This is a genomic window from Pseudomonas sp. AC239 (assembly GCF_979258545.1).
Map to the genome: position 1 here is coordinate 4,180,341 of NZ_OZ409864.1, position 23,583 is coordinate 4,203,923.

30 protein-coding genes are annotated in these 23,583 nt (G+C 58.2%); 22 read left to right on the plus strand and 8 right to left on the minus strand.

The window, feature by feature from the left end; all coding sequences use genetic code 11:
* Positions 1-7: 7 nt before the first annotated feature.
* The 9 genes from ACZ0AZ_RS19065 (at position 8) to ACZ0AZ_RS19105 (ending at position 7,209) form a co-directional block, all read left to right on the plus strand.
* Entirely contained in the window at positions 8-433 is a 426-nt protein-coding gene (locus tag ACZ0AZ_RS19065) for an HK97 gp10 family phage protein (protein ID WP_262949010.1), read from the plus strand.
* The gene (locus tag ACZ0AZ_RS19070; protein WP_262949012.1) at positions 430-846 is read left to right on the plus strand and encodes a DUF4128 domain-containing protein; all 417 of its coding nucleotides are present in this window, start codon (positions 430-432) and stop codon (positions 844-846) included. Before ACZ0AZ_RS19065 ends, ACZ0AZ_RS19070 begins: the two co-directional genes overlap by 4 nt.
* A 72-nt stretch (positions 847-918) precedes the next feature.
* Positions 919-1,572: a phage tail protein gene (locus tag ACZ0AZ_RS19075; protein ID WP_262949014.1), complete on the plus strand. Its 654-nt coding sequence runs from the start codon at positions 919-921 to the stop codon at positions 1,570-1,572.
* Between the two features lie 3 nt (positions 1,573-1,575).
* Positions 1,576-1,959 carry a phage tail assembly chaperone gene (locus ACZ0AZ_RS19080; protein WP_262949016.1) on the plus strand — a complete coding sequence of 128 codons (384 nt, stop codon included), beginning with the start codon at positions 1,576-1,578 and terminating at the stop codon, positions 1,957-1,959.
* A 62-nt stretch (positions 1,960-2,021) separates the two neighbouring features.
* Complete coding sequence (locus tag ACZ0AZ_RS19085) at positions 2,022-2,270, plus strand: DUF1799 domain-containing protein (RefSeq protein ID WP_262949017.1); 249 nt, start codon at positions 2,022-2,024, stop codon at positions 2,268-2,270.
* Positions 2,271-2,280: 10 nt separating this feature from the next.
* Positions 2,281-5,265, plus strand: a complete 2,985-nt coding sequence (locus tag ACZ0AZ_RS19090) for a phage tail tape measure protein (RefSeq protein ID WP_463537905.1) — start codon at positions 2,281-2,283, stop codon at positions 5,263-5,265.
* The gene (locus ACZ0AZ_RS19095) at positions 5,265-5,603 is read left to right on the plus strand and encodes a phage tail protein (RefSeq protein WP_305382954.1); all 339 of its coding nucleotides are present in this window, start codon (positions 5,265-5,267) and stop codon (positions 5,601-5,603) included. Before ACZ0AZ_RS19090 ends, ACZ0AZ_RS19095 begins: the two co-directional genes overlap by 1 nt.
* A 9-nt stretch (positions 5,604-5,612) precedes the next feature.
* Positions 5,613-6,362 carry a phage minor tail protein L gene (locus ACZ0AZ_RS19100; RefSeq protein WP_463537906.1) on the plus strand — a complete coding sequence of 250 codons (750 nt, stop codon included), beginning with the start codon at positions 5,613-5,615 and terminating at the stop codon, positions 6,360-6,362.
* A gap of 1 nt (position 6,363) precedes the next feature.
* Positions 6,364-7,209 (plus strand): C40 family peptidase, encoded by an 846-nt coding sequence (locus ACZ0AZ_RS19105; protein WP_463537907.1) that lies wholly within the window; start codon positions 6,364-6,366, stop codon positions 7,207-7,209.
* Between the two features lie 134 nt (positions 7,210-7,343).
* On the opposite strand, the gene ACZ0AZ_RS19110 is transcribed toward ACZ0AZ_RS19105, so the two are convergent.
* Both ACZ0AZ_RS19110 and ACZ0AZ_RS19115 read right to left on the minus strand, forming a co-directional pair.
* Positions 7,344-7,547 (minus strand): hypothetical protein, encoded by a 204-nt coding sequence (locus ACZ0AZ_RS19110; protein WP_463537908.1) that lies wholly within the window; start codon positions 7,545-7,547, stop codon positions 7,344-7,346.
* Positions 7,548-7,810: 263 nt separating this feature from the next.
* Positions 7,811-8,566: a hypothetical protein gene (locus tag ACZ0AZ_RS19115; protein WP_463537909.1), complete on the minus strand. Its 756-nt coding sequence runs from the start codon at positions 8,564-8,566 to the stop codon at positions 7,811-7,813.
* 142 nt (positions 8,567-8,708) lie between these two features.
* Between ACZ0AZ_RS19115 and ACZ0AZ_RS19120 the strand changes: the two genes are divergently transcribed.
* Genes ACZ0AZ_RS19120 through ACZ0AZ_RS19160 form a run of 9 tightly spaced genes read left to right on the plus strand, consistent with a single transcriptional unit; the run spans position 8,709 to position 16,886 of the window.
* A complete protein-coding gene (locus ACZ0AZ_RS19120; RefSeq protein WP_463537910.1) occupies positions 8,709-9,131 on the plus strand; it encodes a hypothetical protein in 423 nt (140 codons plus the stop codon).
* Positions 9,132-9,173: 42 nt separating this feature from the next.
* Positions 9,174-9,782: a tail assembly protein gene (locus tag ACZ0AZ_RS19125; RefSeq protein ID WP_463537911.1), complete on the plus strand. Its 609-nt coding sequence runs from the start codon at positions 9,174-9,176 to the stop codon at positions 9,780-9,782.
* A gap of 58 nt (positions 9,783-9,840) precedes the next feature.
* Entirely contained in the window at positions 9,841-13,407 is a 3,567-nt protein-coding gene (locus ACZ0AZ_RS19130; RefSeq protein WP_463537912.1) for a TipJ family phage tail tip protein, read from the plus strand.
* A 3-nt stretch (positions 13,408-13,410) separates the two neighbouring features.
* Positions 13,411-13,764: a hypothetical protein gene (locus ACZ0AZ_RS19135; protein ID WP_159245097.1), complete on the plus strand. Its 354-nt coding sequence runs from the start codon at positions 13,411-13,413 to the stop codon at positions 13,762-13,764.
* Positions 13,761-14,423 (plus strand): hypothetical protein, encoded by a 663-nt coding sequence (locus tag ACZ0AZ_RS19140; RefSeq protein WP_159245099.1) that lies wholly within the window; start codon positions 13,761-13,763, stop codon positions 14,421-14,423. The genes ACZ0AZ_RS19135 and ACZ0AZ_RS19140 overlap by 4 nt, the downstream gene beginning before the upstream one ends.
* Positions 14,424-14,448: 25 nt before the next feature.
* The gene (locus ACZ0AZ_RS19145) at positions 14,449-15,702 is read left to right on the plus strand and encodes a hypothetical protein (RefSeq protein WP_463537913.1); all 1,254 of its coding nucleotides are present in this window, start codon (positions 14,449-14,451) and stop codon (positions 15,700-15,702) included.
* A 3-nt stretch (positions 15,703-15,705) separates the two neighbouring features.
* Positions 15,706-16,128, plus strand: a complete 423-nt coding sequence (locus ACZ0AZ_RS19150; protein WP_463537914.1) for a tail fiber assembly protein — start codon at positions 15,706-15,708, stop codon at positions 16,126-16,128.
* A gap of 56 nt (positions 16,129-16,184) precedes the next feature.
* Entirely contained in the window at positions 16,185-16,607 is a 423-nt protein-coding gene (locus ACZ0AZ_RS19155) for a cell wall hydrolase (protein ID WP_463537915.1), read from the plus strand.
* Positions 16,608-16,655: 48 nt separating this feature from the next.
* A complete protein-coding gene (locus ACZ0AZ_RS19160; RefSeq protein ID WP_463537916.1) occupies positions 16,656-16,886 on the plus strand; it encodes a hypothetical protein in 231 nt (76 codons plus the stop codon).
* Here ACZ0AZ_RS19160 and ACZ0AZ_RS19165 read toward each other — a convergent pair.
* From ACZ0AZ_RS19165 to ACZ0AZ_RS19180, 4 genes are all read right to left on the minus strand, one after another.
* On the minus strand, positions 16,883-17,578 hold the full coding sequence (locus ACZ0AZ_RS19165; RefSeq protein WP_463537917.1) for an SOS response-associated peptidase family protein: 696 nt from the start codon (positions 17,576-17,578) through the stop codon (positions 16,883-16,885). The genes ACZ0AZ_RS19160 and ACZ0AZ_RS19165 overlap by 4 nt on opposite strands.
* Before the next feature lie 54 nt (positions 17,579-17,632).
* Positions 17,633-17,998 carry a hypothetical protein gene (locus ACZ0AZ_RS19170; protein WP_463537918.1) on the minus strand — a complete coding sequence of 122 codons (366 nt, stop codon included), beginning with the start codon at positions 17,996-17,998 and terminating at the stop codon, positions 17,633-17,635.
* 78 nt (positions 17,999-18,076) lie between these two features.
* Positions 18,077-18,286: a hypothetical protein gene (locus ACZ0AZ_RS19175; RefSeq protein ID WP_186565496.1), complete on the minus strand. Its 210-nt coding sequence runs from the start codon at positions 18,284-18,286 to the stop codon at positions 18,077-18,079.
* A gap of 251 nt (positions 18,287-18,537) precedes the next feature.
* Positions 18,538-18,900: a hypothetical protein gene (locus ACZ0AZ_RS19180; protein ID WP_463537919.1), complete on the minus strand. Its 363-nt coding sequence runs from the start codon at positions 18,898-18,900 to the stop codon at positions 18,538-18,540.
* A gap of 403 nt (positions 18,901-19,303) precedes the next feature.
* Here ACZ0AZ_RS19180 and ACZ0AZ_RS19185 point away from each other — a divergent pair, with 403 nt between their 5' ends.
* The 3 genes from ACZ0AZ_RS19185 to ACZ0AZ_RS19195 all read left to right on the plus strand — a co-directional run bounded on the left by ACZ0AZ_RS19185 (position 19,304) and on the right by ACZ0AZ_RS19195 (position 20,228).
* Positions 19,304-19,480 (plus strand): hypothetical protein, encoded by a 177-nt coding sequence (locus tag ACZ0AZ_RS19185; RefSeq protein WP_165368415.1) that lies wholly within the window; start codon positions 19,304-19,306, stop codon positions 19,478-19,480.
* 133 nt (positions 19,481-19,613) lie between these two features.
* Entirely contained in the window at positions 19,614-19,829 is a 216-nt protein-coding gene (locus tag ACZ0AZ_RS19190; RefSeq protein WP_463537920.1) for a hypothetical protein, read from the plus strand.
* A 168-nt stretch (positions 19,830-19,997) separates the two neighbouring features.
* Positions 19,998-20,228, plus strand: a complete 231-nt coding sequence (locus ACZ0AZ_RS19195) for a hypothetical protein (RefSeq protein ID WP_039762111.1) — start codon at positions 19,998-20,000, stop codon at positions 20,226-20,228.
* Positions 20,229-20,306: 78 nt separating this feature from the next.
* On the opposite strand, the gene ACZ0AZ_RS19200 is transcribed toward ACZ0AZ_RS19195, so the two are convergent.
* A complete protein-coding gene (locus tag ACZ0AZ_RS19200; protein WP_024012411.1) occupies positions 20,307-20,441 on the minus strand; it encodes a hypothetical protein in 135 nt (44 codons plus the stop codon).
* A 113-nt stretch (positions 20,442-20,554) separates the two neighbouring features.
* Entirely contained in the window at positions 20,555-22,159 is a 1,605-nt protein-coding gene (gene rtcR / locus ACZ0AZ_RS19205; protein ID WP_463537921.1) for an RNA repair transcriptional activator RtcR, read from the minus strand.
* 196 nt (positions 22,160-22,355) lie between these two features.
* Between rtcR and ACZ0AZ_RS19210 the strand changes: the two genes are divergently transcribed.
* Positions 22,356-23,582 carry an RtcB family protein gene (locus tag ACZ0AZ_RS19210; protein ID WP_129999110.1) on the plus strand — a complete coding sequence of 409 codons (1,227 nt, stop codon included), beginning with the start codon at positions 22,356-22,358 and terminating at the stop codon, positions 23,580-23,582.
* Position 23,583: the final 1 nt, after the last annotated feature.

Here is a 23,583-nt window from a genome sequence, read left to right on the forward strand (position 1 = left end):
GAATCACATGACCAGCCGCTACGGCGGCCAGCAGGGAAGTTTTGCTGAAAGCCTGGCGCAATTCGCCGAGCAGGCGAAAGACGCAATCGATGAAGTGTTTCGCGAGGTCGTTGTCGAGCTGGGCACCTCGGTTATACGCCTCTCACCAGTCGACACAGGCCGATTCAAAGGCAACTGGCATCTCTCGATCGACAACATCGAAAGCGTTACCTTCGACGAGGTTGATCCGACTGGTCAGGACGCGATCGCCTCACTGATTGCTTCTGCCAGCGACCTTACGGCGGGGCAGGCGGCGTACATCCTGAATAACCTGCCGTATGCGATTCCACTGGAATATGGGCACTCTGCCAAGGCCCCGGCCGGTATGGTGCAGATAACGCTGGCGCGCTTCCAGCAGATCGTCGAAGAAGCCATCAGGAACAACCAGGTATGAGCCACAACATCATTGCGGCGGCCTTCGAGTCGCGTCTGCTGGCTTGGGCGAAGGCTCGCGCCAAGCCGATCAAGGTTGTAGTCGAGAATGAAACCTACACGCCAGCGACGGGCGAGACGTACCTGCGAGCCTTCACTCTGCCGGCGGTCACGGCCAGCAATACGCTGAGCGGCGATCACCGGGTCTACGCTGGTGTGTTCCAGGTCAACATCGTGACGGCATCCGGCAAGTACCGCACCGAGGCGAGCGGTATTGTTGATGAACTGGCGGCGCTGTTCCCGCTCAATCTGCGTATTCCCCGCGCTGGGCTTGTGGCGCTGGTCATGACGCCGGTTGCGCCCGGGCCGGGAATTCCAGACGGCAACACCTTCACGGTACCGGCTTCGTTCCAATACCGATCCGACACAAACTAATCCGCCCGTTGGGCAAACCCAGAACCCGCCATTCAGCGGGTTTTGTCATTTCTGCACAGAGGAACATTCTCAATGAGCGCCATTCTCCCCAACGGCTCCATTCTCGAAATCGCAGCGACTTTCAGCGCACTGAAGCCTGTAACTGCCATCAGCAACGCGAATCCGGCGGTTGCTACGGCCGCCGCGCACGGCCTTACCGACGGCGACGTTATCGTCGTGAACTCCGGTTGGACCCGCCTGAACGATAAGGTTGCCCGGGTGGCTGATTCCGACACCGGCACTTTCGAGCTGGAAGGCATCAACACCACCAACACTGTCGTGTACACGGCTGGCGCAGGAGTGGGCTCGGTTCGTGCCGCGAGTGGCTGGGCTCAAATCAGCCAGATCACCGACAGTACGAGCTCCGGTGGCGAACAGCAGTTCACGACTTTCGGCTTTCTGGAAGAGTCTGACGATCGCCAATTGCCGACCACCAAGTCTCCGATCAGCATGTCCATTACTGTGGCCGATGATCCGTCGCTGCCATATGTGGCAGTGGTTGAAACCGCAGACGAAGACCGCGCACCTCGCGTGTTGCGCCTGACTCTGCCTAACGCCTCGGTCATCTACTACAACGCGTACGTGTCGATCACGTCGACCCCAACACTGTCCCGCAACAACATCATGACCCGCACCATCACCCTGTCTCTGGCCTCCCGCCCAACTCGTTACGCAGCGGCGGTGTAACCCATGGCCAAGATCAAAATCTCTCAGAGCCCGACCTTCAAGGCGAAGGTCGCTATCCCGCGCGTCGGCGCTGACCCGATCAGTGTTGAGTTCGAGTTCAAGTACATGGATCGGCTGGCCCTGGCCGCGCACTTCGATAAGTGGAACGCGGCGCGCGACGAGCATGCGAAGAAGGTGCAGGAAGACGACATGAGCTGGCAAGAAGCGACCGGCGCCGAAATCGCGCTGCAAGTTGGTCAGCTCAAGGACATCGTCGCGAGCTGGGCTTTCGACGAGAAGCTGTCGGATGAATCTCTGACTGCGCTGGTTACCACCTGCATTGGTGCGCCTCAGGCCGTGCTGGAAGCGTACCAAACTGCCTATCAGCCGGCCCGCTTGGGAAACTGACCGGCGCCGCCCGCGCAATCTATGAGCCGGGGCCATCAGAAGCTGCGCTGGCGGCGTTCGGTTTGACCTTGGCGGACATTCCCGCCGTCGAGTACGAGGTCTGGCCAGACAACTGGCCGGCCTTTCTGCTGTTCGAGGCGATGTCCACGCAGTGGCGCGTAGGCATGGGCGGGGCTACCGGGCTGGACTACAACGCCTTGCCGCCGGTGGCCTCGATGCTGGGCATGAAGCGGCGCGAAATCCCTGAAGTCTTCCACGACATCCGTGTCATGGAAGCAGAAGCCATGCTCGTGATGAGCGAATCGAAATAACGGAGCCCGCATGACTTCTATTGCTGAACTCGGCATCAAGGTCGATTCGACCGATGCTGCGCAGGCGAGCTCCGACCTCGACAAGCTCACGGCTGCTGGCGACCGCGCCGAAAAGGCGGCTGAGCGAGTCGCTAAGGGCACGAAAAAGGCTTCCGCTGCGATAAAAGAGCAGAAAGACGAGCTTGCTGAATTGCTCGGCGAGATTGACCCCACTGTCAAAGCGCTGGGTCGTCTGGATGATCTTGAAACAAAGCTGGCGAAGCAGAAAAAACTGGGCGCGCTCGATGCATCGACGTTCAGCGATTACCAGGCGAAGATTGATCAGTCCCGGGCAAATCTGACCCGTTTTGACGACAGCCTTACCCGCACTGGCAACACCGCCAAGCAGACAGCCGCTGCACTTCGTGGTGTTCCTGCGCAGTTCACTGATATCGCAGTGTCGCTGCAAGGCGGCCAGGCTCCGCTGACCGTGCTGCTCCAACAGGGCGGACAGCTCAAAGATATGTTCGGCGGCATCGGCCCGGCTGCGAAAGCACTGGGCGGTTACGTGCTCGGCCTGATCAACCCGTTTACTGTCGCTGCTGCGGCTGTCGGCGCGCTGACGCTTGCTTATTACAAGGGCAGCCAGGAGGCCGACGAGTACAACAAGGCGATCATCTTCACCGGCAACTCCGCCGGAACAAGCGCTACTCAGTTGGCATCGATGGCGCAGCAGGTGAGCGCAACTGTCGGCACCACTGGCGCGGCTGCTGAGGTGCTGGCCAAGCTCGCGGGCAACGGCAAGATCGCAAGCGGCAGTTTCGAAGAGATCACCGAAGCTGCTCTGCAGATGGAAAAGGCCACCGGCAAGTCTATCGACGAGACGATTGCCGAGTTCGCGAAGATTGCCAAGGACCCCGTCTCTGCTGCCAAGGAGTTGAACGACCAGTACAACTTCCTCACTGCCTCGGTCTACTCGCAGATCGTGGCGCTGAAAGAGCAGGGCGACACAATTGGGGCGGCGAAGCTGCTCACCGACACATACGCCAATACCATCGAAGAGCGCACCGGGCAGGTCACTCAGAACCTCGGCCTGATCGAGAGCGCCTGGAACAAAATCAAGCAAGCAGCCTCTGGCGCGCTGGATGCCGCGAAAGAAATTGGCCGGATTCAAACCTTGGAGCAGCAGGCTGAGGTCATCCGCCAAAGACTCCAGACGAATCAGGGGCGAGGCGGGCGCGCTGCTGCTCTGGGGCTGGAAACGCGGGATGTCGCAAAGGATCGCGGAGAGCTGGCGTTCCTCGAATTACAGATCGACGCGGAAAAGTCCCGTACGAAGTTCATTGGCGACCGGGTAGCCATCGAGCGAGGCGGGATTGACGCTGCGATCAGGCTGAAATCCATCAGTGACTCGAACCTCACCAACGAGGAAAAGCGCAACAAGCTGATTAAGGAGTACAAGCGCGACGTCGAAGCGCTGCGCAAGGCGAACCCGAACGATCCGCTGGTGCAGGAAGCGGTTGTCTCGAAGACGATCCAGAACATCCGCGACAAGAACAAGGATCCGAAAGCCGCGACCTCAGCGGTAAACCTGACCGAGTTCAACGACTCGAAAAACCAGCTCTCGCTGATCCTCGGTGAATATAAAAACGCCCAGAAGGAGCTGGAAGCCGCGCAGAAAGCTGGACTGGTCACGCAGGAAGATTACCTGCTCAAGCGCCAAGCGCTGATCGGCAACGAGCGCGACGAGGTAACCGCCGCTTATCAGGCTGAAATCAGTTCGCTGGAGGCGGCGAAAGCCAAGGCCAGCACCACAGCCGCGCAACGCATTCAGCTCGACCAAAAGATCGCTGATGCCAGGGCCAACATGGTCAAGGCTCAGAAGGAAGCCGACAGTGAGCTCGAAGTCATCGCGACGAACGAGCAGGGCAGGCTCGCCAAGCAGGCTCAGGCGATCAAGGTCTACACCGATGCCCTCGACCAGCAGAACGTCGCCCTGCGGCGCGCTGGCGGCCGTGCAGCGGATGGCGTCGGCCGTGGCGACCGTGAGAACGCCATCAATGGCGAACTGAACGGCATTGCCGATCGAGCCAACCAGCAGCGTCTGGATCTGGCGCGCGACCGGGCCGACAAGGCGCGCAACATGAGCGCCGAGGAGTACCAGTCCAAGCTCGACGCGATCAACAGAAGCGAAACGGACCTGAGCGAAACAGTGCTCAGCAACTACGAGCAGATGTCGGCCGCGCAGAGCGACTGGCGCAACGGGGCAACCTCGGCGTTCAGCAACTATCTGGAGAGCGCGCGCAACATCGCCGGCCAGACCCGCGACCTCTTCACCAATGCCTTTAGTGGCATGGAAGACGCGGTCGTAAACTTCGCAATCACCGGCAAGGGATCGTTTTCGGATTTCACCAAGTCGATCTTGGCGGACATGGCGCGCATCGAGACCCGTCAGGCGAGTTCGGCATTGCTGAGCAGCCTCGTCGGTGCTGCCACCAGTTACTTCACCGGCGGTAGTGGCGGCAATGGGCTGGCGGCTGGGTCTGCGGGCGCGACGTCCTCCAATCTCGGCGCCTCCTCGGCGGGCTATTCCAGCAGCTACTTTCCTCAGGCGCTCGGCGGTGCCTGGTCGTCGGGTGTGCAGATGTTCGCCAATGGCGCTGCGTTCACCAACTCCGTGGTGAGCAAGCCGACAGCGTTCGGGATGGCAGGCGGGCAGACTGGCGTCATGGGCGAGGCGGGGCCTGAGGCAATCATGCCGCTGACCCGCACCGCCGGCGGCCAACTGGGCGTGCGGGCAATCAGCGGCGGCGGAAGTGGTGGCGGCAACGTCTACAACTTCCCCGTCGCAGTGTCGGTACAAACCGCAGGCGCTGGCGGCGCGGCCAGCGCAGAAGACACGACGCAGCTTGGCAAAGGCATTCAGCAAGCAGCGAAAGCCGAAGCTGAAACCGCGATCGCCCGAGCGCTGCAACCCGGCGGATCAATCTGGAAACTCACGAACGGGAGGGGCTGATGGCCATCGAAACATTCACCTGGCCAACCCAGCACGGTGACTCGCCCGAGATTTCCTATCGGGTGCGCACCTCGCAGTTTGGCGGCGGCTACAAACAGGAAGTTGGCGACGGGCCGAACAACAAGGAAGACGCGTACCCGATCACCTACAGCGGCCCTCAAGCCAAGGTGCTGGAGATCATGGCGTTCCTTGATCGGCACGCCGGCGCGAAAGCCTTCCTGTGGACAACTCCCTTGGGCCAGCTTGGCCTGTTCACCTGCAAGAATCCCGTGCCCACTCCGGTGGGTGGCGGCGTTTTCAAACTCACTGCCACGTTCGAGCGTGCATTCCATCCATAAGGGGCAACCATGCCGCTGATCAGTGACATCCAGGTGCTTGAACCTGGCAGCGAAGTGCTGCTCTTTGAATTGGACGGCACGGAGTATGGTGCGGACGTGCTGCGCTTCCACGGGCACTCGATACCGCACACGCCGGCCGAGTTGATTGCCGCCGGCGACGATGGCGACCAGCTGCCGGCGAAGGCGATCTACTGGCAGGGCAACGAGTACAGCGCCTGGCCCATGCAGATCGACGGCATTGAGGCGAACGGCGACGGCACAGCGGTCCGTCCAACTCTGTCCGTGGGCAACGTGAATGGGCGTATCACCGCGCTCTGTCTGGCGTTCGAGGACTTGCTCGAGTTCAAGTTGACGATGCGGCACACGCTCGGCAGCTACCTCGACGCGGCGAACTTCCCAGCCGGCAACCCAACGGCAGACCCAACCCAAGAGACGATCGAGGTCTGGTATATCGACCAGAAAACGAACGAGGACGGCGAAACGGTCAGTTGGGAGTTGGCGAGTCCGGGCGACGTCGGCAATGAGTCGATCGGCCGCCAAGCCACAACCCTTTGCCACTGGTGTCTCACCGGCGGATATCGCGGGCCGAACTGTGGCTACACCGGGCCGTACGTCACGAAGGACGGCGTCATTACCGACAATCCTGAACTCGACCAGTGCGACGCCACGTTGGGCAAGGGCTGCATCCCGCGCTTCGGAGAAGGAAACCCGCTGCCGTTTGGTGGCTTTCCCGCCGTTTCCCTGATCGCAAGGAGCTGACATGCGAAAGCACATCTTGAATGCGATCCAGGCGCACGCGGCCGCCGAGTACCCGAAAGAGTGCTGCGGGCTCCTGCTGGCGATTGGGCGCAAGCAGCAATACTTCCCCTGCATCAACGTCTCGATCGAGCCGAACGAAGAGTTCCGGATCGATCCCGAGCAGTACGCGGCGGCCGAAGACGTGGGCGAAGTGATCGGCGTGGTGCATTCACATCCGGACGCAACCAGCAGGCCTTCACCTCGCGACCTTGCCATGTGCGAAGCGACCGCGATGCCTTGGCATATCCTGAGCTGGCCGGAAGGCGACCTGCGCACCATCGTTCCCACCGGTGAAGTGCCGCTGCTGAAACGCCCGTTCGTACACGGAGCCTGGGACTGCTGGCAGGTCTGCGCCGATTGGTACAAGCGCGAGTGGGGGCTGGAGTTCGAAACCTTCAAGCGCGCCGATGGCTGGTGGGAAAGCAAGGACAGCACCAGTCTGTACGAAGCGAACTACGAAGCCGCCGGATTCTACCGCGTCGACCAGCCGCAGCGCGGTGACATGATCGTGATGGAAGTGGGGCGCACCGTTTACCCGAACCACGCGGGGATCTTCCTCGGCAGTGATCCGGAGTTGCCGGGCGAAGATGCCGAGACGTTCGGCCCCGGCCCTTTCTTGCTGCACCACCTGTACGGCAGACCATCTGAGGTCATTGTCTTTGGTGGGCCGTGGCTCGACCGAACACGCCTGATTCTCAGGCACAAAGATGCACCATCACTGACGCGGAAATCCGCAGGAGAGCGTTATGAGTCAGCCAGATCAATTTTCCCCAGCCATCGCTTGGCGTCGAGGCTTTACCAATCCTAACCGAGAGCCGGTTGTGGTCGATGTTCAGGATGGCCGCGCTGAGTATGTGCTCAGCGGGCCTTATCGCCTAACCGAGGGATCCAAGATCGAGGTCGTCGATGGCAAGGTTCTCTGGACTGGTGGCCGGTCACGACTTAACTGATGTGCTGTAGAACACCCGCGAGCTGGCCATCAGCATGGGCAAAGCCAAACTGTTCAGCAAGGATAAGTGCGTACTGTTTTCCGGCTTGCTTGAACTCTTCATTTAGCTCATCGAAACTCTTCGTGGTCCAAAACGAATAGAGACCATCATCGTTTTTTACGTAGACGCCACCTTCGGCGACCACGCCGGCAAGCATTGCTACGTCCTGATGCTTAGTCATCAATATATAAGGGAACAAAGTACGACTATTACTCACATTGACCTCCAGGTCATAAGCGCGCCGAAATTGGCGCAATCCCAGTCTTTGGGCTTGCAGGCAAAGGACTGGGGAATCCGTTGCGTCAGGACAGCGCTCCATAACTCACAAACAAAATACGCCTTGGTTTTTTCAGGCAATAAACCAGTATCGTGATATAAAGGCCATTACTGATTGATAAGGTTTGAATTCTCAGAGGTGTTTTAATTCTCTGGTGAAGAAACTTTGTAACTCTCTTTAATGTTATCTTCAAGCTTTGGCTTCGGAGGTTGTACGTTTTCAAATTTGATGGTTAAATTTTGCACCCCAAGCTTTTTGTACTGATCGGTTGTTTGGTTTAAAAATAATAATGAAGAGACCAAAAATGCTGCAGTGACCGCCACAGTCCCGTATATCAATGTATATGCTGCTATCGTCCGAACCCTCTGATAGCCTTGCTCGCCATTCTTTACCAAGTCCCATGTCGACTTCAGCAATGGTGCGGCCGCATTTCTGATTTCATCACAGCAAACATATCCTTTGTCATATTCCCCATTGTTGAAATGCATTCTTGACTTGGTGAGACATTGCATCAATATGGCTTCATGACTCGACGGCTCGTTTTCAATGTGTTTTTTATTTAGTCTTAACTGTATGCGCGTAAGATTTTCAATAACTTTTGCATATGTTTCACGCGAGTCTTTGTACCACTCCCTCTTTAATGTGGTTGATTCTTCTTCAGTAAGGTCATCATGTTGAGAATATATATTGTTGTCTTCAATTCTCAGTAATTCTTGCACTGCGGCGGTGTGGATGGATATTTCATCTCTTAATCCATCGACCCAAGCGAGCCTAAATTCTGAAACTTTATTTTCTTTTGCACTTACCAGATTTAAAAATGAGAAAAAGCCTGCTAGTAGTGCTGCGGTAATTACGCCGAATGCCACAAATATGGTTGGCGGTATTGAGAAACCTTCCATGTATAAACTCTCCGTTATTGAGGATCTTTATTGTGGCGCAATGCTACTATTGACGCGCGTAAACGTTCTACTGAGGTTTCATCCACGCTGGATATCCAGACAGCTCGAAATTACAGTGTTGCTTTCCACAGGAGTAGTTTGCATGAAATTGATCGTAGGAGCGCTGGCGGTAGCGCTGTTGGCGGGGTGTGCGACTTCGCCAACGCCTTCCAGTGAAGCTAAGCAGGCGCCGGCCAGTCAGTTGTCGGCCTACCAGTCGAAGCCTTCAGGGGCATACGGGACACTGCAAGTGATCCGCGACTCTGGACAGACCGGAAGCCTTTGTTCAATGGCCGTTTTTATCGATGGCAAGCAAGCCGCCAAGCTCGACCCGGGTCAGAAGGCATCTTTCTATCTGCCGCCTGATTCGGTTTCAGTTGGCGCCGCGTACACCGGCTCTGGCATCTGCTCCCTGGGTGCAGCCCGAGTGGAGCGGGAAGCGATCGTGAAAGACGGCGCTGTCAAGAAATACCGAGTTTTCACCGGGGGCGATGGGCAGATCGACATACTGCCCACGACTCTTTGAACAGACCGCCTCCGGGCGGTTTTTTATTGCCTGGAGAATGGCATGTGCTCAGCAATCACCTACACGCCAATGACGAAAGTCATGTTGTCCGGCTCGCTTGCGAAGAAGTTTTTTCGAAGCAAGCCATTCCTTCTCGACGGCGGATCGACCGTGGAGGTGTTCCGTGCGCTCAATGCGACCATTGATGGGTTCGCCGAGGAAATTAAACGACTGGAGCGCCTTGGACTGAAGTTTGCGATCTTCCGCAATCGCGCAAACATCGGAATGGACGGATTCGATCTCGGCGGTACACGGGAAATCCGCATTGTTCCAGTGATTGGTGGCAGCAAGCGTGCTGGCGGGTTACAGACCATTATCGGCACAGTGATGATCGCCGCAGCCTATGTGCTGTCATTCACTCCGTTTGCAGCCGCGTCGCCGTTTTTATATGCGGCCGGCGCGTCGATGGCGATCGGCGGTGTGATCCAAATGCTCAGCCCCCAAGCGTCTGGCTTGAAGCAGAGCGCCTCCCCCGAAAACTCTCCGTCCTACGCCTTCGGCAGCGCCAAGAACACCACGGCCAGCGGCAACCCGGTACCGATCTGCATCGGCGAACGCCGGTGGGGCGGGATGATCATCTCGGCCTCGATCCTGGCCGAAGACAAAGTGTAATCAGCACAGCAGCACACCGACCGCCCGCGAGGCGGTTTTTTTATGCCTGGAGGAAAGCATGGGCGCAGCAGCACAGATCGATATCCACGGCGAGAAGGGCGGCAGCAGCAAGCCGAAGTCGCCGACCGAGGCCAGCGACAGCCTGCGCTCGACCAACCTGGCAAAGCTGCTTATCGCCGTGGGCGAGGGTGAATTCGACAGCGTCCCGACCGATTACGACATCTACTTGGACAACACACCGATCCGCGATGCCAGCGGCAACTACAACTTCCCGAACGTGAAGTGGGACTGGCGCCCGGGGTCGGTGGATCAGACGTACATTCCCGGCATTCCGTCCGTGGAGAACGAGACGTCGCTGAACATTGAGCTGCGCAGCGATTCGCCGTGGGTTCGATCGATCACCAATACCCAGCTTTCCGCCGTGCGCATGCGCTTGGCCTGGCCGGCGCTGCAACGCTCTGATGACCAGGGCAACGTCGGCGGCTACCGGATCGAGTACGCAATCGATGTGGCCACCGATGGCGGCGCCTATCAGCAGGTGCTGGTGGACGCCGTCGACGGTAAGACCACCACGCGCTACGAGCGCTCCCGCCGCATCGATCTGCCCGACGCCACCAGTGGCTGGCAGATCCGCGTGCGCCGCCTGACGCCGAACCAGAACACCAACAAGATCGCCGACACAATGCTGGTGGCCGGTTACACCGAAGTGATCGACGCCAAGCTGCGCTACCCGAATACCGCGCTGCTCTACATCGAATTCGACGCCGAGCAGTTCACGAACATCCCGGCCGTGACCGTGAAGTGCAAGGCTCGGCGCTGGATGGTGCCGAGCAACTACGATCCGATCCTGCGCACCTACACCGGGACATGGGACGGCTCGATGAAATCGGCCTGGACCAATAACCCGGCGTGGATCACCTACGGCATCTGCACCGAAGACCGCTTCGGTCTGGGCAAGCGCATCAAGCCGTTCATGGTCGATAAGTGGGAACTGTACCGCATCGCTCAATATTGCGATCAACTGGTGCCGAACGGCCTGGGCGGTCAGGAACCGCGCTTTCTCTGCGACATGAACTTGCAAGGCAAGGCTGATGCCTGGTCGCTGCTGCGCGATATCTCGGCGATCTACCGGGGCATGACGTACTGGGCGCAGGGGCAGCTGGTGATGCAGGCGGACATGCCGCGCGCGCAGGACTTCGACTATGTGTTCACCCGCGCCAACGTCATCGACGGCAAGTTCTCCTATGGCAGTGCCTCGGCGAAGACCCGTTACACCCGGGCGCTGGTCAGCTACGACAACCCGGCGAACAATTACGACACCGATGTCATCCCGTTCGCTGACCTGGATCTTCAACGCCGTTACGGCGACCGGCCGACCGAGCTGAGCGCCATTGGCTGCACCCGTGCTTCCGAGGCCCAGCGCCGTGGCAAGTGGGCGATCCTCAGCAACAACCAAGACCGCACCGTTTCATTCAAGACTGGTATGGAGGGCGTGATCCCGCTGCCCGGGCACATCATCCCAGTGGCGGATTCGCTGCTGGCTGGTCGCGAAGTCGGCGGCCGGATCTCGGCGGTGGCGGGGCGGGTGATTACCCTCGATCGCGACACCCAGGCCAAGGCCGGTGATCGACTGATCATCAACCTGCCGGGCGGCCGCGCCGAAGGTCGCACAGTGCAGAGCGTCAACGGCCGCGCCGTGACCGTGACGGTTGCCTACAGCGAACCGCCGGTGGCGCAGTTGCAATGGGCGCTCGACGCCGATGATCTGGCAATCCCGCTGTATCGCGTGCTGCGCACCAAGCGCACCACCGAGGGCGATTACGAAATCAGCGCGCTCCAGTTCGAGCCGAGCAAGTTCGCTTTCATCGACACCGGCGCACGCCTGGAAGAACGCCCGATCAGTGTGATCCCGATCACCGTAGTTCCGGCGCCGGCGAGCGTATCGCTGTCGTCGACTTCATCGGTTGTGCAGGGGATGGCCGTGGCCACCATGACCATCACCTGGCCTGCCGTGGATCGAGCGGTTGGCTATGACGTGGAATGGCGCAAGGACAGTGGCAACTGGATCAAGCTGCAGCGCACCGGGATGACCAACGTGGACGTGGTCGGCATCTACGCCGGTGCCTACGTGGCGCGGGTGCGTGCGGTGAGCGCGTTCGATATCACGTCGCCGTGGCGCAACTCGATCCTGACCAACCTCAGCGGGAAGCAGGGTCTTCCGCCGGCGCTGGCGTTCCTGACCGCAACACCTTTGCTGTTCGGTATCTATCTCAAGTGGGGTTTCCCTGCTGGCGCCGAGGACAGCCAGCGCACGGAGATCTGGTACGGGCCGACGACCGATCTTGAGTCCGCGACCAAGCTGACAGACTTGGCTTATCCGCAGAGTGATTTCTCTATGCTCGGCCTGCGCGCCGGTGTGACCTTCTATTTCTGGGGGCGCATCGTCGACAAGATCGGCAACATCGGTCCGTGGCATCCGATCGGCCTTGGCGTGCAGGGGCAGTCGAGCTCAGAGGCCAGTCCAATTCTCGAGCTGATTAAAGGGCAGATCACTGAAACAGAACTTGGCCAAGACATAGTCGACAAAATCAATCTGATCCCCGGGCTACAGGATCAGATCGACGCGCTCGACGGCCTGAAAGGCTACAACCCTGATGCCCCCTACGAAGAGTACGACCTGGTGGTGCAGGGCAAGCGGATCTATCAAGCCACCGGCCCGGTGCCGCTCAACACGCCGCCGCCGAACCCGCTCTACTGGCTCGACGTTGGGCAGACGGTGGAAACTGCCAATGGCCTCGCCCAGCAGGTCGCGACCAACACCACCGAGATCACCGAACTCGACGGAGTTGTCACGGCGACGGCGACAGCGTTCGAGGCTTTGCGCGCTTCGTCCCGAGACGACGACGGGGAGGGCGAGCTCAATGGCGCGATAGGCGCATGGAAGAGCGCTTCCAGCATTGCTCAGGAACAGAAAGTCCGAGCATCTGAAACCGAAGCATTGGCTCAGAGAACCACAACTCTCGACGCCAAGGTTGGAGATAACGCGGCCAACCTGACAACGCTGGAGCAGGTTGTCGTGACCAATCAGCAGGCGACGGCTCAGCAGATCATTCAGCTGAGCACCACCGTCGGAACGCAGCAAACAGCGATTGAGCAAAACACGTCCATCGTCAATGACGTGAACGGCAAGGTCTCTGCGAGTTGGTCGGTGAAGATGCAGTACAACTCAGGGACGGGTCAGTACATCGCGGCCGGTGTGGGACTGGGTATCGAGAACGGACCAGCCGGATTGCAGAGTCAGTTCCTTGTCAGCGCTGATCGGTTCGCCATCGTCAACACCATTGCCGGCGGCGCCATCGCGGTGCCGTTCGCCGTGCAGGGCGGGCAGGTGTTCATGAACTCGGCGTTCATTCAGGACGGAACGATAACCAACGCCAAGATCGGCAGCTACATCAGTTCCACCAACTACATCGCGGGCCAGCAAGGCTGGATCCTGAACAAAGACGGCACTCTGGAAATAAACGGCATTGTCCCGGGACAGGGCCGCTTGGTGATCAACTCACTGAACGTTTCTGTCTATGACGCCAATAACGTGTTGCGTGTTCGTCTCGGCTATTTGGGGTAATCCATGGCTCTATTCGGCCTTCGTGTGTTCAACGAGAGCGGTCAGCTCGCTATGGACACAAACAGCTCCACCTATCAGGTGATCTGGCAGGGCGTGATCGATTTCAGCGGTAATACGCCCAGCTACACCCTGAACATTCCCGGCTTCAACCCGGCCAATTGCGTGTTCATGATCATCCCGACGAGAGCACAGGATGTGCAGCCTTCGGAGAATGACTCGTCGGGAAACCTTCGATCCTATCCATACGTCACGACGGCGGTCGGTCAGGTTGTGGTGCAGCCGAAAAACCCCTCGTCTACAACCGGCCTGCAATCGAAAGTTGTCTCGAAGGCCTATGCAATAAGGTTTGCCACATGAGCTACGGTTTTCAGAGCATCAACGATAACTCGTTTGTCCAGATCGACTCCGAAGCGCCACGGCTCTGCATGCTCACCAAAGGTTCCTATTCGGGGGTGGCGACCGCGACGGCCACATTTTCACGCGCAGTGACCAGCCAAGACCCGCCGCTAGTGTTCATTCGTCCGGACCAGACCGGCGTAATTCAGGTTCCGTATTCGGTATGGTTCACCGGTGGTCCAGGCAACTGGACTGGCTTTTCGATGAATGCGTCGAAGGTCAACGAGTCGTTGAGCGGTCAGTATTTCGTGGCGGCGTGGGCTTCTATGGGGACAGCCACTTACGGTCTGCGCCTGTGGGATCCAAATGGTGTGCTGTGCTACGACAGCGGCGCGCCGGCAGTGGTCGTGACATTCGCGGCGGGAAACTGGACGTACATCGGCACAGAGCAGCTTAGCGTCGGGCAGCGCTATATATGGGGGATCAACAAGGCGCTGGGTGCAGGCGAATACGTTTCCATCAATCCTTTCACGATGACCTGTCACAACAACTCATCAGGCGGAAGTTGCGCGCTGGGCGTTGATTACGCCAACGGCCGAATCCTGATGTACAGCCTTGCCTCGAACGCCTGGACAGATCAGGGGCATCGGCCCTTCCTCTGCGCAAAATTGCTCGCCTGAGCTCTTCTATTTCTGGAGTTAGTCAATGACCTGGTACAAAACCGGGACGGTTTCTGTCGTCCAAAATTCCAACGCAGTGACCGGCACCGGGACTTCGTTCCTGTCCAACGGGCGCGTAGGTGATGCGTTTCGCGGGCCAGATGGCGGCTGGTACGAGATCACCAACATCGCCAGCGATACCACCATGTCGATCTCGCCAAACTACCAAGGCGCGACCAACGCGGCCGGTGTCTACGCGATCGCTCCGATGCAGGGCTATGTGAAGGAATCGGCGGACGCGCTGCGGGCGCTCGTCAATCAGTTCGGCGGAGTACTGGCAGTGTTGGGCGAGGATCCGACGCTGCCCGGTGTGCGTGAATCCTTGAATCTGACAACTGCGGATGGTCTTGCAGAAGGGGTGACGAACAAGTATTTCACCGAAGCGAGGGTTCGTGCGTCTCTGCTGACAGGGTTTACGCTTCCAGGCGCTGTGTCGGCGGTAGTTTCAACTGACACAATCCTTGCCGCGTTGGCCAAGCTGCAGTTCAGCAAGGCGGGCAAGGGCGCAAACTCTGACATCACCGAATTCACCGGCTTGACAGTGCCGCTCTCTCGGGAACAGGGCGGTATCGGCGGCGCTCAAGGCTTTATCGAAGGTTTGACGATGACATGGTCGTCTGCAACCTCGATCGCAATCGGGGCAGGTAGCGCTTACGTTCCGTCCGTCGGAAAGGTGGTGGCTTATGCCGGCGGAAGCATTACGCCGGCTGGGGCGGCCGGCAGCTTCATCCATCTTTACCTGACTTCTGCCGGCGCCATCGAGCAAAGTTCGACAGCCCCGACTCGCTATTACAACCAAGCCCACCAGAAGACGAGCGATAGTACCCGTCGTTACATCGGCTCACTATTGGTCCGGTCGACCACCGCAAACCAGGTATACAAGTTCGACCACCACCCGGAGCAGGGATACGTTTCCTACAAGCATGCCGATCCACAGACTGTTCCGTTCTTGCTGCTGAGCGCGGCGTCAGGTGTTGCCTCGTTCTCCACCAGATCTTGTACGCCGGTGACAGCGCACACGCTTGAAGGCGCCTGGCAGAACCCCGGCAGCGGTTACGCGCAATTCACTCCCTCAGATGCGGCCACATCGATCACGGCAGGTTGGACAGTCTTTGTTCAGGCGGGGCCCGTCCTGAATGCGCGTTGTGCTATCTCGGCTAGTGACGGTTCAATCACGTATCAGGCCGCCGGCGCAGCAAGAGCGTCTGCGTACTGCATCGGCTACTACTTCGACAGGTGAAATATGCCCTACGCAATTACTGCAACAGGTTGGCGCGCCATCAATCCCGACATGGAGTTGCTAGCAGGCGAAACGTACGTCGATGAGATCCCGCAGGAATTGATTGATGCGATAGCCGCGCAAGAGTTGTTGCGCGTCACGACGGCGGACCTCAATTTCCGGACCCGGCTCGCAACCGCGCAAATTACCGCACTGCAAAGCCGGATCGATGCGATCAACGATGCCATTGACGGCGACTACGCGCTGCCTGAGGAGGTTGATGAAAAGCCGTCGCGAGTTGCGGCGCTTGCCGAATGGAAAAAGTACCGCGTTCTCCTTGGGCGCGTGACCGGTCAGCCGATCTGGCCAACTGAGCCCGCATGGCCCGAGCAACCAGAGCCGTACAACGAAGAGACAACCGTGGCCCGTGCCGCCCCTTCAATCTGATATCGACAAGAAACCGAACCCGCCTTGAGCGGGTATTTTTTTGCCTGGAGAAAAATATGAGTGTCACTGAAAAAGACCGCGACATCCTCGCGCGTACATTGTGGGGAGAGGCTCGCGGGGAGGGGGTCGCCGGGCAGGTTGCCGTGGCATGGACGATCCGTAACCGCGTGTTCGACGGCAAGGAGAAGTCGTGGTGGGGTGAAGGCTATGCCGGCGTCTGCCAGAAACCGTACCAGTTCAGCTGCTGGAACAAGACCGACCCGAACTATCAGTTCCTGATCGGCGTGAAGGAGATCCCGTTCCGCGAGCTGGCCCAGTGCCGGGTCGCCGCTGACCAGGTGATCGACGGCAAGGTGCCGGATCCTACCGGCGGCGCCACCCATTATTACGCCACCAGCATCAAGGCGCCGGCATGGGCGGCGAAGGCCAAGCAGACACTGAAGCTCGGTCACCACATCTTCTTCAAAGATGTGCCCTGAGGCGGATGCCGCTATCCTGTTGCTGATCCCAAAAAAGCAGGAGGCGACATGGAAGGTGTAGAACTGAGCCCGAACATTGAACGCGCTGCAGACAAGCTTCTCGCTGAGATTGCGCGTGCAGATTCGATGATCATCGCAGCCAAGGCAGGCGCCAGGGCTGAGGGATTCGTATATGGCCTGGAGTCGGCGCGCGCCTTAACCGAATCCACCATCGACAAGCTCTACGTGATCTTCGACAACGCGACAGAGAACCGCCTGCGCGCGCTGAGTTCGGCTTAGAACAGGTTGTTTTCTTTAATCGGCTTGATAAGTTCGGGGCCCTGATTGCGGACATTGCCCACGGCTCGGTCAACCTTGAACCATTCGAAAGCCTCGGATGGTTCACCCTCATGCAGCACCATTTGTTCGGCGCGTTCTTTTGGCGTGGCCGGGTCGAGCCATTCGCGGGCAAGCTCTGGCGGCAGAACAACCGGGCGCCGGTCGTGGACATCGACCATGCCGCCGGCGCTATCGGCTGTGATGATCACAAAGCCGTCGTGCTCGCCGGGGCCGTGCTCCTCGTTCGGGTATTGGCCGATCGCTGCGCACAGGATTGGGGATTGGTCCCGGTGCCTGATCAGGTAGGGCTGCTTCTTCGGTTCCCCTTCATCGACCCACTCGAACCAGTTGTTGATCGCGATGATTGCCCGGTGCGGCCAGATCGCGCGGAAGAACGGGCCATGGGCGACTTTCTCCACGCGGGCGTTGATTGGCGCTGCTCGGTCTTTCGCCCAATGCGGGCGCCACCCCCAGCGAACCATGTCGGCGTGCAGGAACTGGCCTTCTTGGTGGAAGAGAGCCAGTTGAGTGGTTGGCGCGGCGTTGTACCGCTCGAAGGGCTGCTCGCCGGTCGAGTTGATGAGCGCGTTCGGCATGCTCAGCGCCGCCACAAAGTCGTGAATTCCGCTGTACTGTGAAAGTCGTCCGCACATTGCCATGCCCTCGGCTGGATCTGATTCAGCGTAGACCCGTCAGGGCTGGCTTCGTCACAAACCTTTTTCGGCGCAGCATTCGCAATGACCTGCGAATTCCTCACGATCTCGAGCTTCTCTGAACAGGCGCTGGTTTTCATTGAACAGATGGTTTCTGTTGTGCTCGACGTCGGCGAATCTTCGCTTTTCGCTCAACAAAGCCCCTTCGGCGTACTGAAGCTTGGCTTTGAGAGCATCTCTCTCCTGCCTGAGTGCATCATTGTCTCTGACCAAGCCTTCGATATTCGCCAAAGCTCGCTCCAGCTTGAGGGTGAGCGCTTCGAATTCGTTCTCGTACATCCTGAGCTGGTGTCGGCAGGTTTCGAGGGGGGTCGGGTTGCCGAGCCAATCGTCGGTGTCTTCTATATAGAGGGGGTCCACGGGCACGCCTTACTGAATACTGTTTGCATATACAGTAATCGAGGCTGTGCCGGCGGGCGAGGGTGGGGCGACGAGCTGTCAGTCGGGCGTCATCAAAACAGCCAAGGTCATTTTGATGAATTCTTCATTCCGATCGAGCGCGGCCAGAGAGCTTCGGACATTTTCGGCGACATCGGCTGATCCGCGCTGCTCTACCCAAAGGGTGAGCTCCATGATGGCGGCTTCAAGGGCAAGTTGGTTTTCGTTGATCTTGGCGAGCAGGGAAGGGAGTAGATCTGAGTTCGGCATTGGGTGTCCTCCATGGAAGAACCCAGAATAGCAGAGGGAGATTTGATCGGCAGAACGCCGTGGAAGGGCAGAGCACTGTAGGAAAATACAGCGCTAAGTTGTTGATTCTTATAGCGGGTAAGGTCAGTTTTTCACCCTGCCAATTCTGGTGGGTTTCCTTTATGCATCAATAGGTTGGGTGGATTTCGGGGTCACCTTGACATGGTGGGGGTCTATTAGACCCGCCACTGGAACGGGCGGGTCAGGTACTGCTAGCGCTTGATGTCGAACAGGTAGCTGGCGATATCTTCAGCGCGCTGTGCAAATCCTTCAATGTCTTCTGCAAAAGCTTTGACGTCGCCAGGACGATAGTCGGTCAACCCCTGAATAATGGCTTGGCGGAAATCGTCAGAGCTGATCTGAATGCCTTGATCGTCGAATGTTGCTTTCAGAGCCCTGTGAAATCGCTGGTCGTCCAACGGGTGGCCGGTGTGCCACGTCTCTGGAGCGAGCCAAGGTTTGAGTGAGTCGGTGAGCTTTTGGATATCCATTGTTTCTCCTTGAGTCAGGCCGAAAATGCCTGTACCCACAATGTGGCTTTTCCAAAAATTAAGGGCAAGCACGGCATGGTTCAAAGTTTTCGCTCCGTGCGCAAAACCACCTCTGTAGGCCGCGTGTATCCGTTTGCATAAGCACAAAAAAACGGATGTTTTGCTAGCCGTAAAACAGGGTGTTATCCTTATAAAACAATTGCTTGCGTGGCTACAGTCCCCAGCATGGGGTGCTAGGGGTCGAGTGTTCGAATCACTCCGTCCCGACCATATTTTTCAATGACTTAGGCCAATGTTCAAAGCATTGGCCTTTTTCATGGGCGTAAGATTTGCGCGACTTCTGGATTCCGATCAAGCCTTCAACTCCAGGATGGCTCCCCTACTGTTGCCAGAAGGCCGGTAGAAAACGCATCGATCAAGGCATCCTTTTCCGCCATGCACGCGCAGCCATGTTGTTTAATACCAAACTCTTGAAAGGAGTCGAGTCATGGACAAGGCGTTCAAACAGCCAATGTTTGTTGTTGGGCTGCCACTTGCAATATGCGGCTTGGTTTTCGGCCTCAATGGTCTTCTTGTCAGCGGAACCTTTGCATATATCGCGCCGGGGCTATTGATACCTGGCTTGGCATTCATGTTGATAGGTTGGCTGCAACGGAATAAGTGATTTATCGGATAGTTAAGTCCCGTCGTAGAGCGGGGTTTTTTTATGTCCGCTCGTCGAGCGGATCGCACTCCGAGTATGCGCATCTTCTCTCACTAGTAAGCGCAGCCCCTTGCGCCACTGACAGGAGAAAATGATGATCGACGACAACAACGGCCCAGAAGCGCCATATCCGGGCCCGGGCGAGCAAACCCCTGACTCTGGCGAGGGTCATGATTCCGGTCTGGAGCAAGCTGAGTCTGAGCCAAAGCAGGGTGCGGACGAGCGACCAGAAGACTGGAATCCGCCACCCGGTAATCCTGGCTCCGATCAAGATGCCCAGACGGGCCACGACAATGGCGGCGCGAAGTAGGGGTCATGAACTCAAACGTTCAGAAAACCCGGCCATTGCGCCGGGTTTATTTATTGCTGTCGTCCTTGGAGTAACAGCGGGAATACAATCGCCGGACAAGACGCGTTCAGTTGAAACTTCCTTCTCAACAAGACGATCTCTTGAGCACCAGCAAACAGGAGATCGGCGATGAAATGTTATCTATGCGGGCTTGAGGTGCGGGCAACGGAAGAAGCTCACGGCGGCGAACTTATCGAATGTGCGGACTGCGGCATTTACAGAATTTCAGGCTTGGTCCTGAAAGAGCTTGAGAACAAGAACATCGACTTTGCAATAATGCGCGACGGTCTGCATCGCCAGCGGCAGGTTGATTCTACAGACGTGGCCGAGATCAATACTGAGACGGTGATCTGGGTTTGAGCGGAACGCCTTCGAATGATTGATGCCAAACGGCGCCGGCGCTGGACGTTTCGATCCAGGCGCCGGCAACTAGCATGTTCACTCGACGATGCAGATCCAGCGGTGGTTGTAGCGGTAAGGCGCACGAGTGAAATGGACGTCTGAGACCATCTTCATGCCGCGCTCTTGAAGCGCTTCGGTCAGTTGTACGAGTGTCTCTGCCTGGATAGTCATTGCTGTCACCTCGTCAGATTTACTGCGTTCATAATTCTTGACCGAGAGATCAGGCGGCTAATTCATTTTTTCTACGGTCATCATTGAGGCTATGTGTTCAGGGGCGTTGCACTTCACTTCGTGCCTGCGATCTCAGCCCATTCAAGTCCGAACCGCCCCAAATACTTCCTCAAGCGATCGGCATCATTGGGCTGCGCCTTGGCCTGCCGGGAAACACCGAACAGCTGTCGACCGGCATCTGACAGACAATCCGCCTGCCGACATACGTCGATAACCGCCTTCAGTTGCAAGCGGTCGAACAAGTCCATGCTCTCGCCATTTCCCGGCAAGTCAGCTGACAATGCAGTGGGTTGCGCCAAGCCCCAGGCATACCGCAATCGATCGATCTCATCGTCCACCTGCGCTTCATCGATACGCCCGCTGTCGGCCAACGTCGCCATCCGCGTAATCGATGCGGACAGTTCGCGAAAGTTGCCCAGCCAGGTTGCTTCGCGTGAGCCGGCGAAGGCCAGGTAGCGTCGGCGCGCTTCGAGATTGAAGCGCACCCGCTGCCCATGCTCGCGAGCATGGCGTTCCAGTTCGAAATCGATATTTGGCTCGATATCCTCGCGGCGCCCGGCCAGGCCGGGCAGGTCGAACGTCCATAGATTGATCCGAGCGTACAGGTCCTCGCGAAACGCGCCTTCGGCGACCCGGCTGCGCAGGTCGCGGTGGGTGCCAGCGATGATCAGGAAATCACTCTCCACTTCCTTGTCCGAGCCCAGCGGGAAGAAGCGTTTCTCTTCGATTGCCTTCAACAGCATTGCTTGTTCGTCTGCGCCGAGCTCGCCGATTTCATCGAGAAACAACATTCCCCCATCGGCAGCGCGCAGCAGGCCTTCGCGAGCGTTTTGCGCACCGGTGAAGGCACCTTTGACGTGACCGAACAGGGTTGACATCGCACCGTCGCCACGCAGGGTGGCGCAGTTCACTTCGACAAAGCGTCCCTGCATCTGATGGCGATTGCGTTTGAGTTCGTAGATGCGTCGGGCCAGGAAGGATTTGCCGGCGCCGGTCGGACCGATCAGCAGCATCGGTGCTTTGGAGCGCACCGCTACGCGTTCGATCTGTTCAATGGAACGGTTAAATGCAGAGTTGCGCGTGGCGATGCCGGACTTGAGAAACTCCAGGCCTTCCAGGCGCTTGCTGGCGAAGCGTGAGGCGATGCGATCATAACGCGACAGGTCGAGATCGATCAGCGCATGCGTACCGCAGGCGGGCTCGTTATCGCTGTTGCGCTTGGCGGGGGAGGTCTGGATCAGGCGGGCCGGCAGATAGCGCGCCTCGGTGAGCAGGAACCAGCAGATTTGTGCGACGTGGGTGCCGGTAGTGATGTGTACGAGGTAATCCTCGGTCTCGGTGTCGAAGTTGTAAGCCGTGGTGAAATCGTGCAGGGCGCCGTAGACCTCCTCGAAATCCCAGGGATTGCGCAGCGCCATCGGATGCAGGCGCACTTCGGTCCCTGGAGATGTCTGCTGAATATCGACAGTAACGCGCTGCGCGAGGCTGACGTCGCGCGCATCGAGGCTGTGAATCAGTTCAAGCCGATGGATCGGCAGATTGGCTTGTTGGCACAGGCCGACTGTGGGACGCCAGTGGCTCCAACGGTTTGCGCCTTTACCGACGCGATCGAGCGTGGCTCCGATAAATCCGATAGCGACCGTGAGTTTTTCAGACATGCTTATCTCAAAAGATAAATAACGATAGACAATGATAATTTCTTTGAGGCGGTTTTGTCGTCGATTGCTCGCCGAGACCGACTCAGAAAATTAATAATTCCTTCTAAATCAAGTGGATGCATTAAATAGTAGGGCGCGACGGCGAAGCTGGCACAGCGGCTGCAACGCTCATGCAAACAAACAGGGACACCGATTTATGAAAGATCAAAGCTACCAGCTCCTCGAAGTCGCCAACGGCAAGCCAATCAAACTGTGGACCGAAGGTGTCCCAGTTGAAAACGAAGCCCGCGCACAGTTGATGAACACGGCAAAAATGCCATTCATCTTCAAGCATCTGGCGGTCATGCCTGACGTGCATTTAGGCAAGGGATCGACCATCGGCAGCGTGATCCCGACAGTTGGCGCGATCATTCCGGCAGCGGTGGGCGTTGACATCGGTTGCGGCATGATCGCTGCGCGTACGTCGCTAACGGCTGCAGATCTGCCAGACAACCTGCATGGATTGCGTACTGCAATCGAACAAGCGGTGCCACATGGCCGCAGTTCCAATCGTTCTGGGCGAGACAAAGGCGCGTGGGACGAGATTCCTCAGCAGGCTGATCAGGCCTGGGCGGGGTTGCAGCCGCGCTTCAAGCTGATCACCGACAAGTATCCGAAATTGGCCAACACCAACAATCGTGGGCATCTGGGGACGCTCGGCAGCGGCAACCACTTCGTCGAAGTGTGCCTGGATGAAGCCAACCGGGTCTGGTTCATGTTGCACAGTGGCTCGCGTGGTGTCGGCAACGCCATCGGCAACCTGTTCATCCAATTGGCCCAAGCCGATATGCGCCAGCACATCGCCAACCTGCCGGACCGTGACCTGGCCTATTTCGAAGAAGGCAGCCGACATTTTGATGACTATGTGGAGGCTGTGGGCTGGGCGCAGGATTTCGCCCGACAGAACCGCGAACTGATGATGCGTGCGGTGATTCAGGCGACGCGGCAGATCATTCGCAAGCCTTTCGAGGTCGCGCTCGAAGCGGTGAACTGCCATCACAACTATGTGCAGAAGGAGCGGCATTTTGGTCAAGACGTACTGATCACACGCAAGGGCGCGGTGTCAGCGAAGAAGGGTGAACTGGGGATTATTCCGGGCTCGATGGGGGCCAAGAGCTTCATCGTTCGCGGGCTGGGCAACGAGGAGTCGTTCAATTCCTGCAGTCATGGCGCCGGGCGCACCATGAGCCGTACCAAGGCAAAAAATACGTTCACCGTCGCCGATCAGATTCGCGCCACTGCCCACGTGGAGTGCCGCAAGGACGAAGCGGTCATCGACGAAATTCCGATGGCCTACAAGGACATCGACAAAGTCATGCACGCCCAGCGTGAGCTGGTCGAAGTGCTGCACACCCTGCGTCAGGTGGTGTGCGTCAAGGGATAGC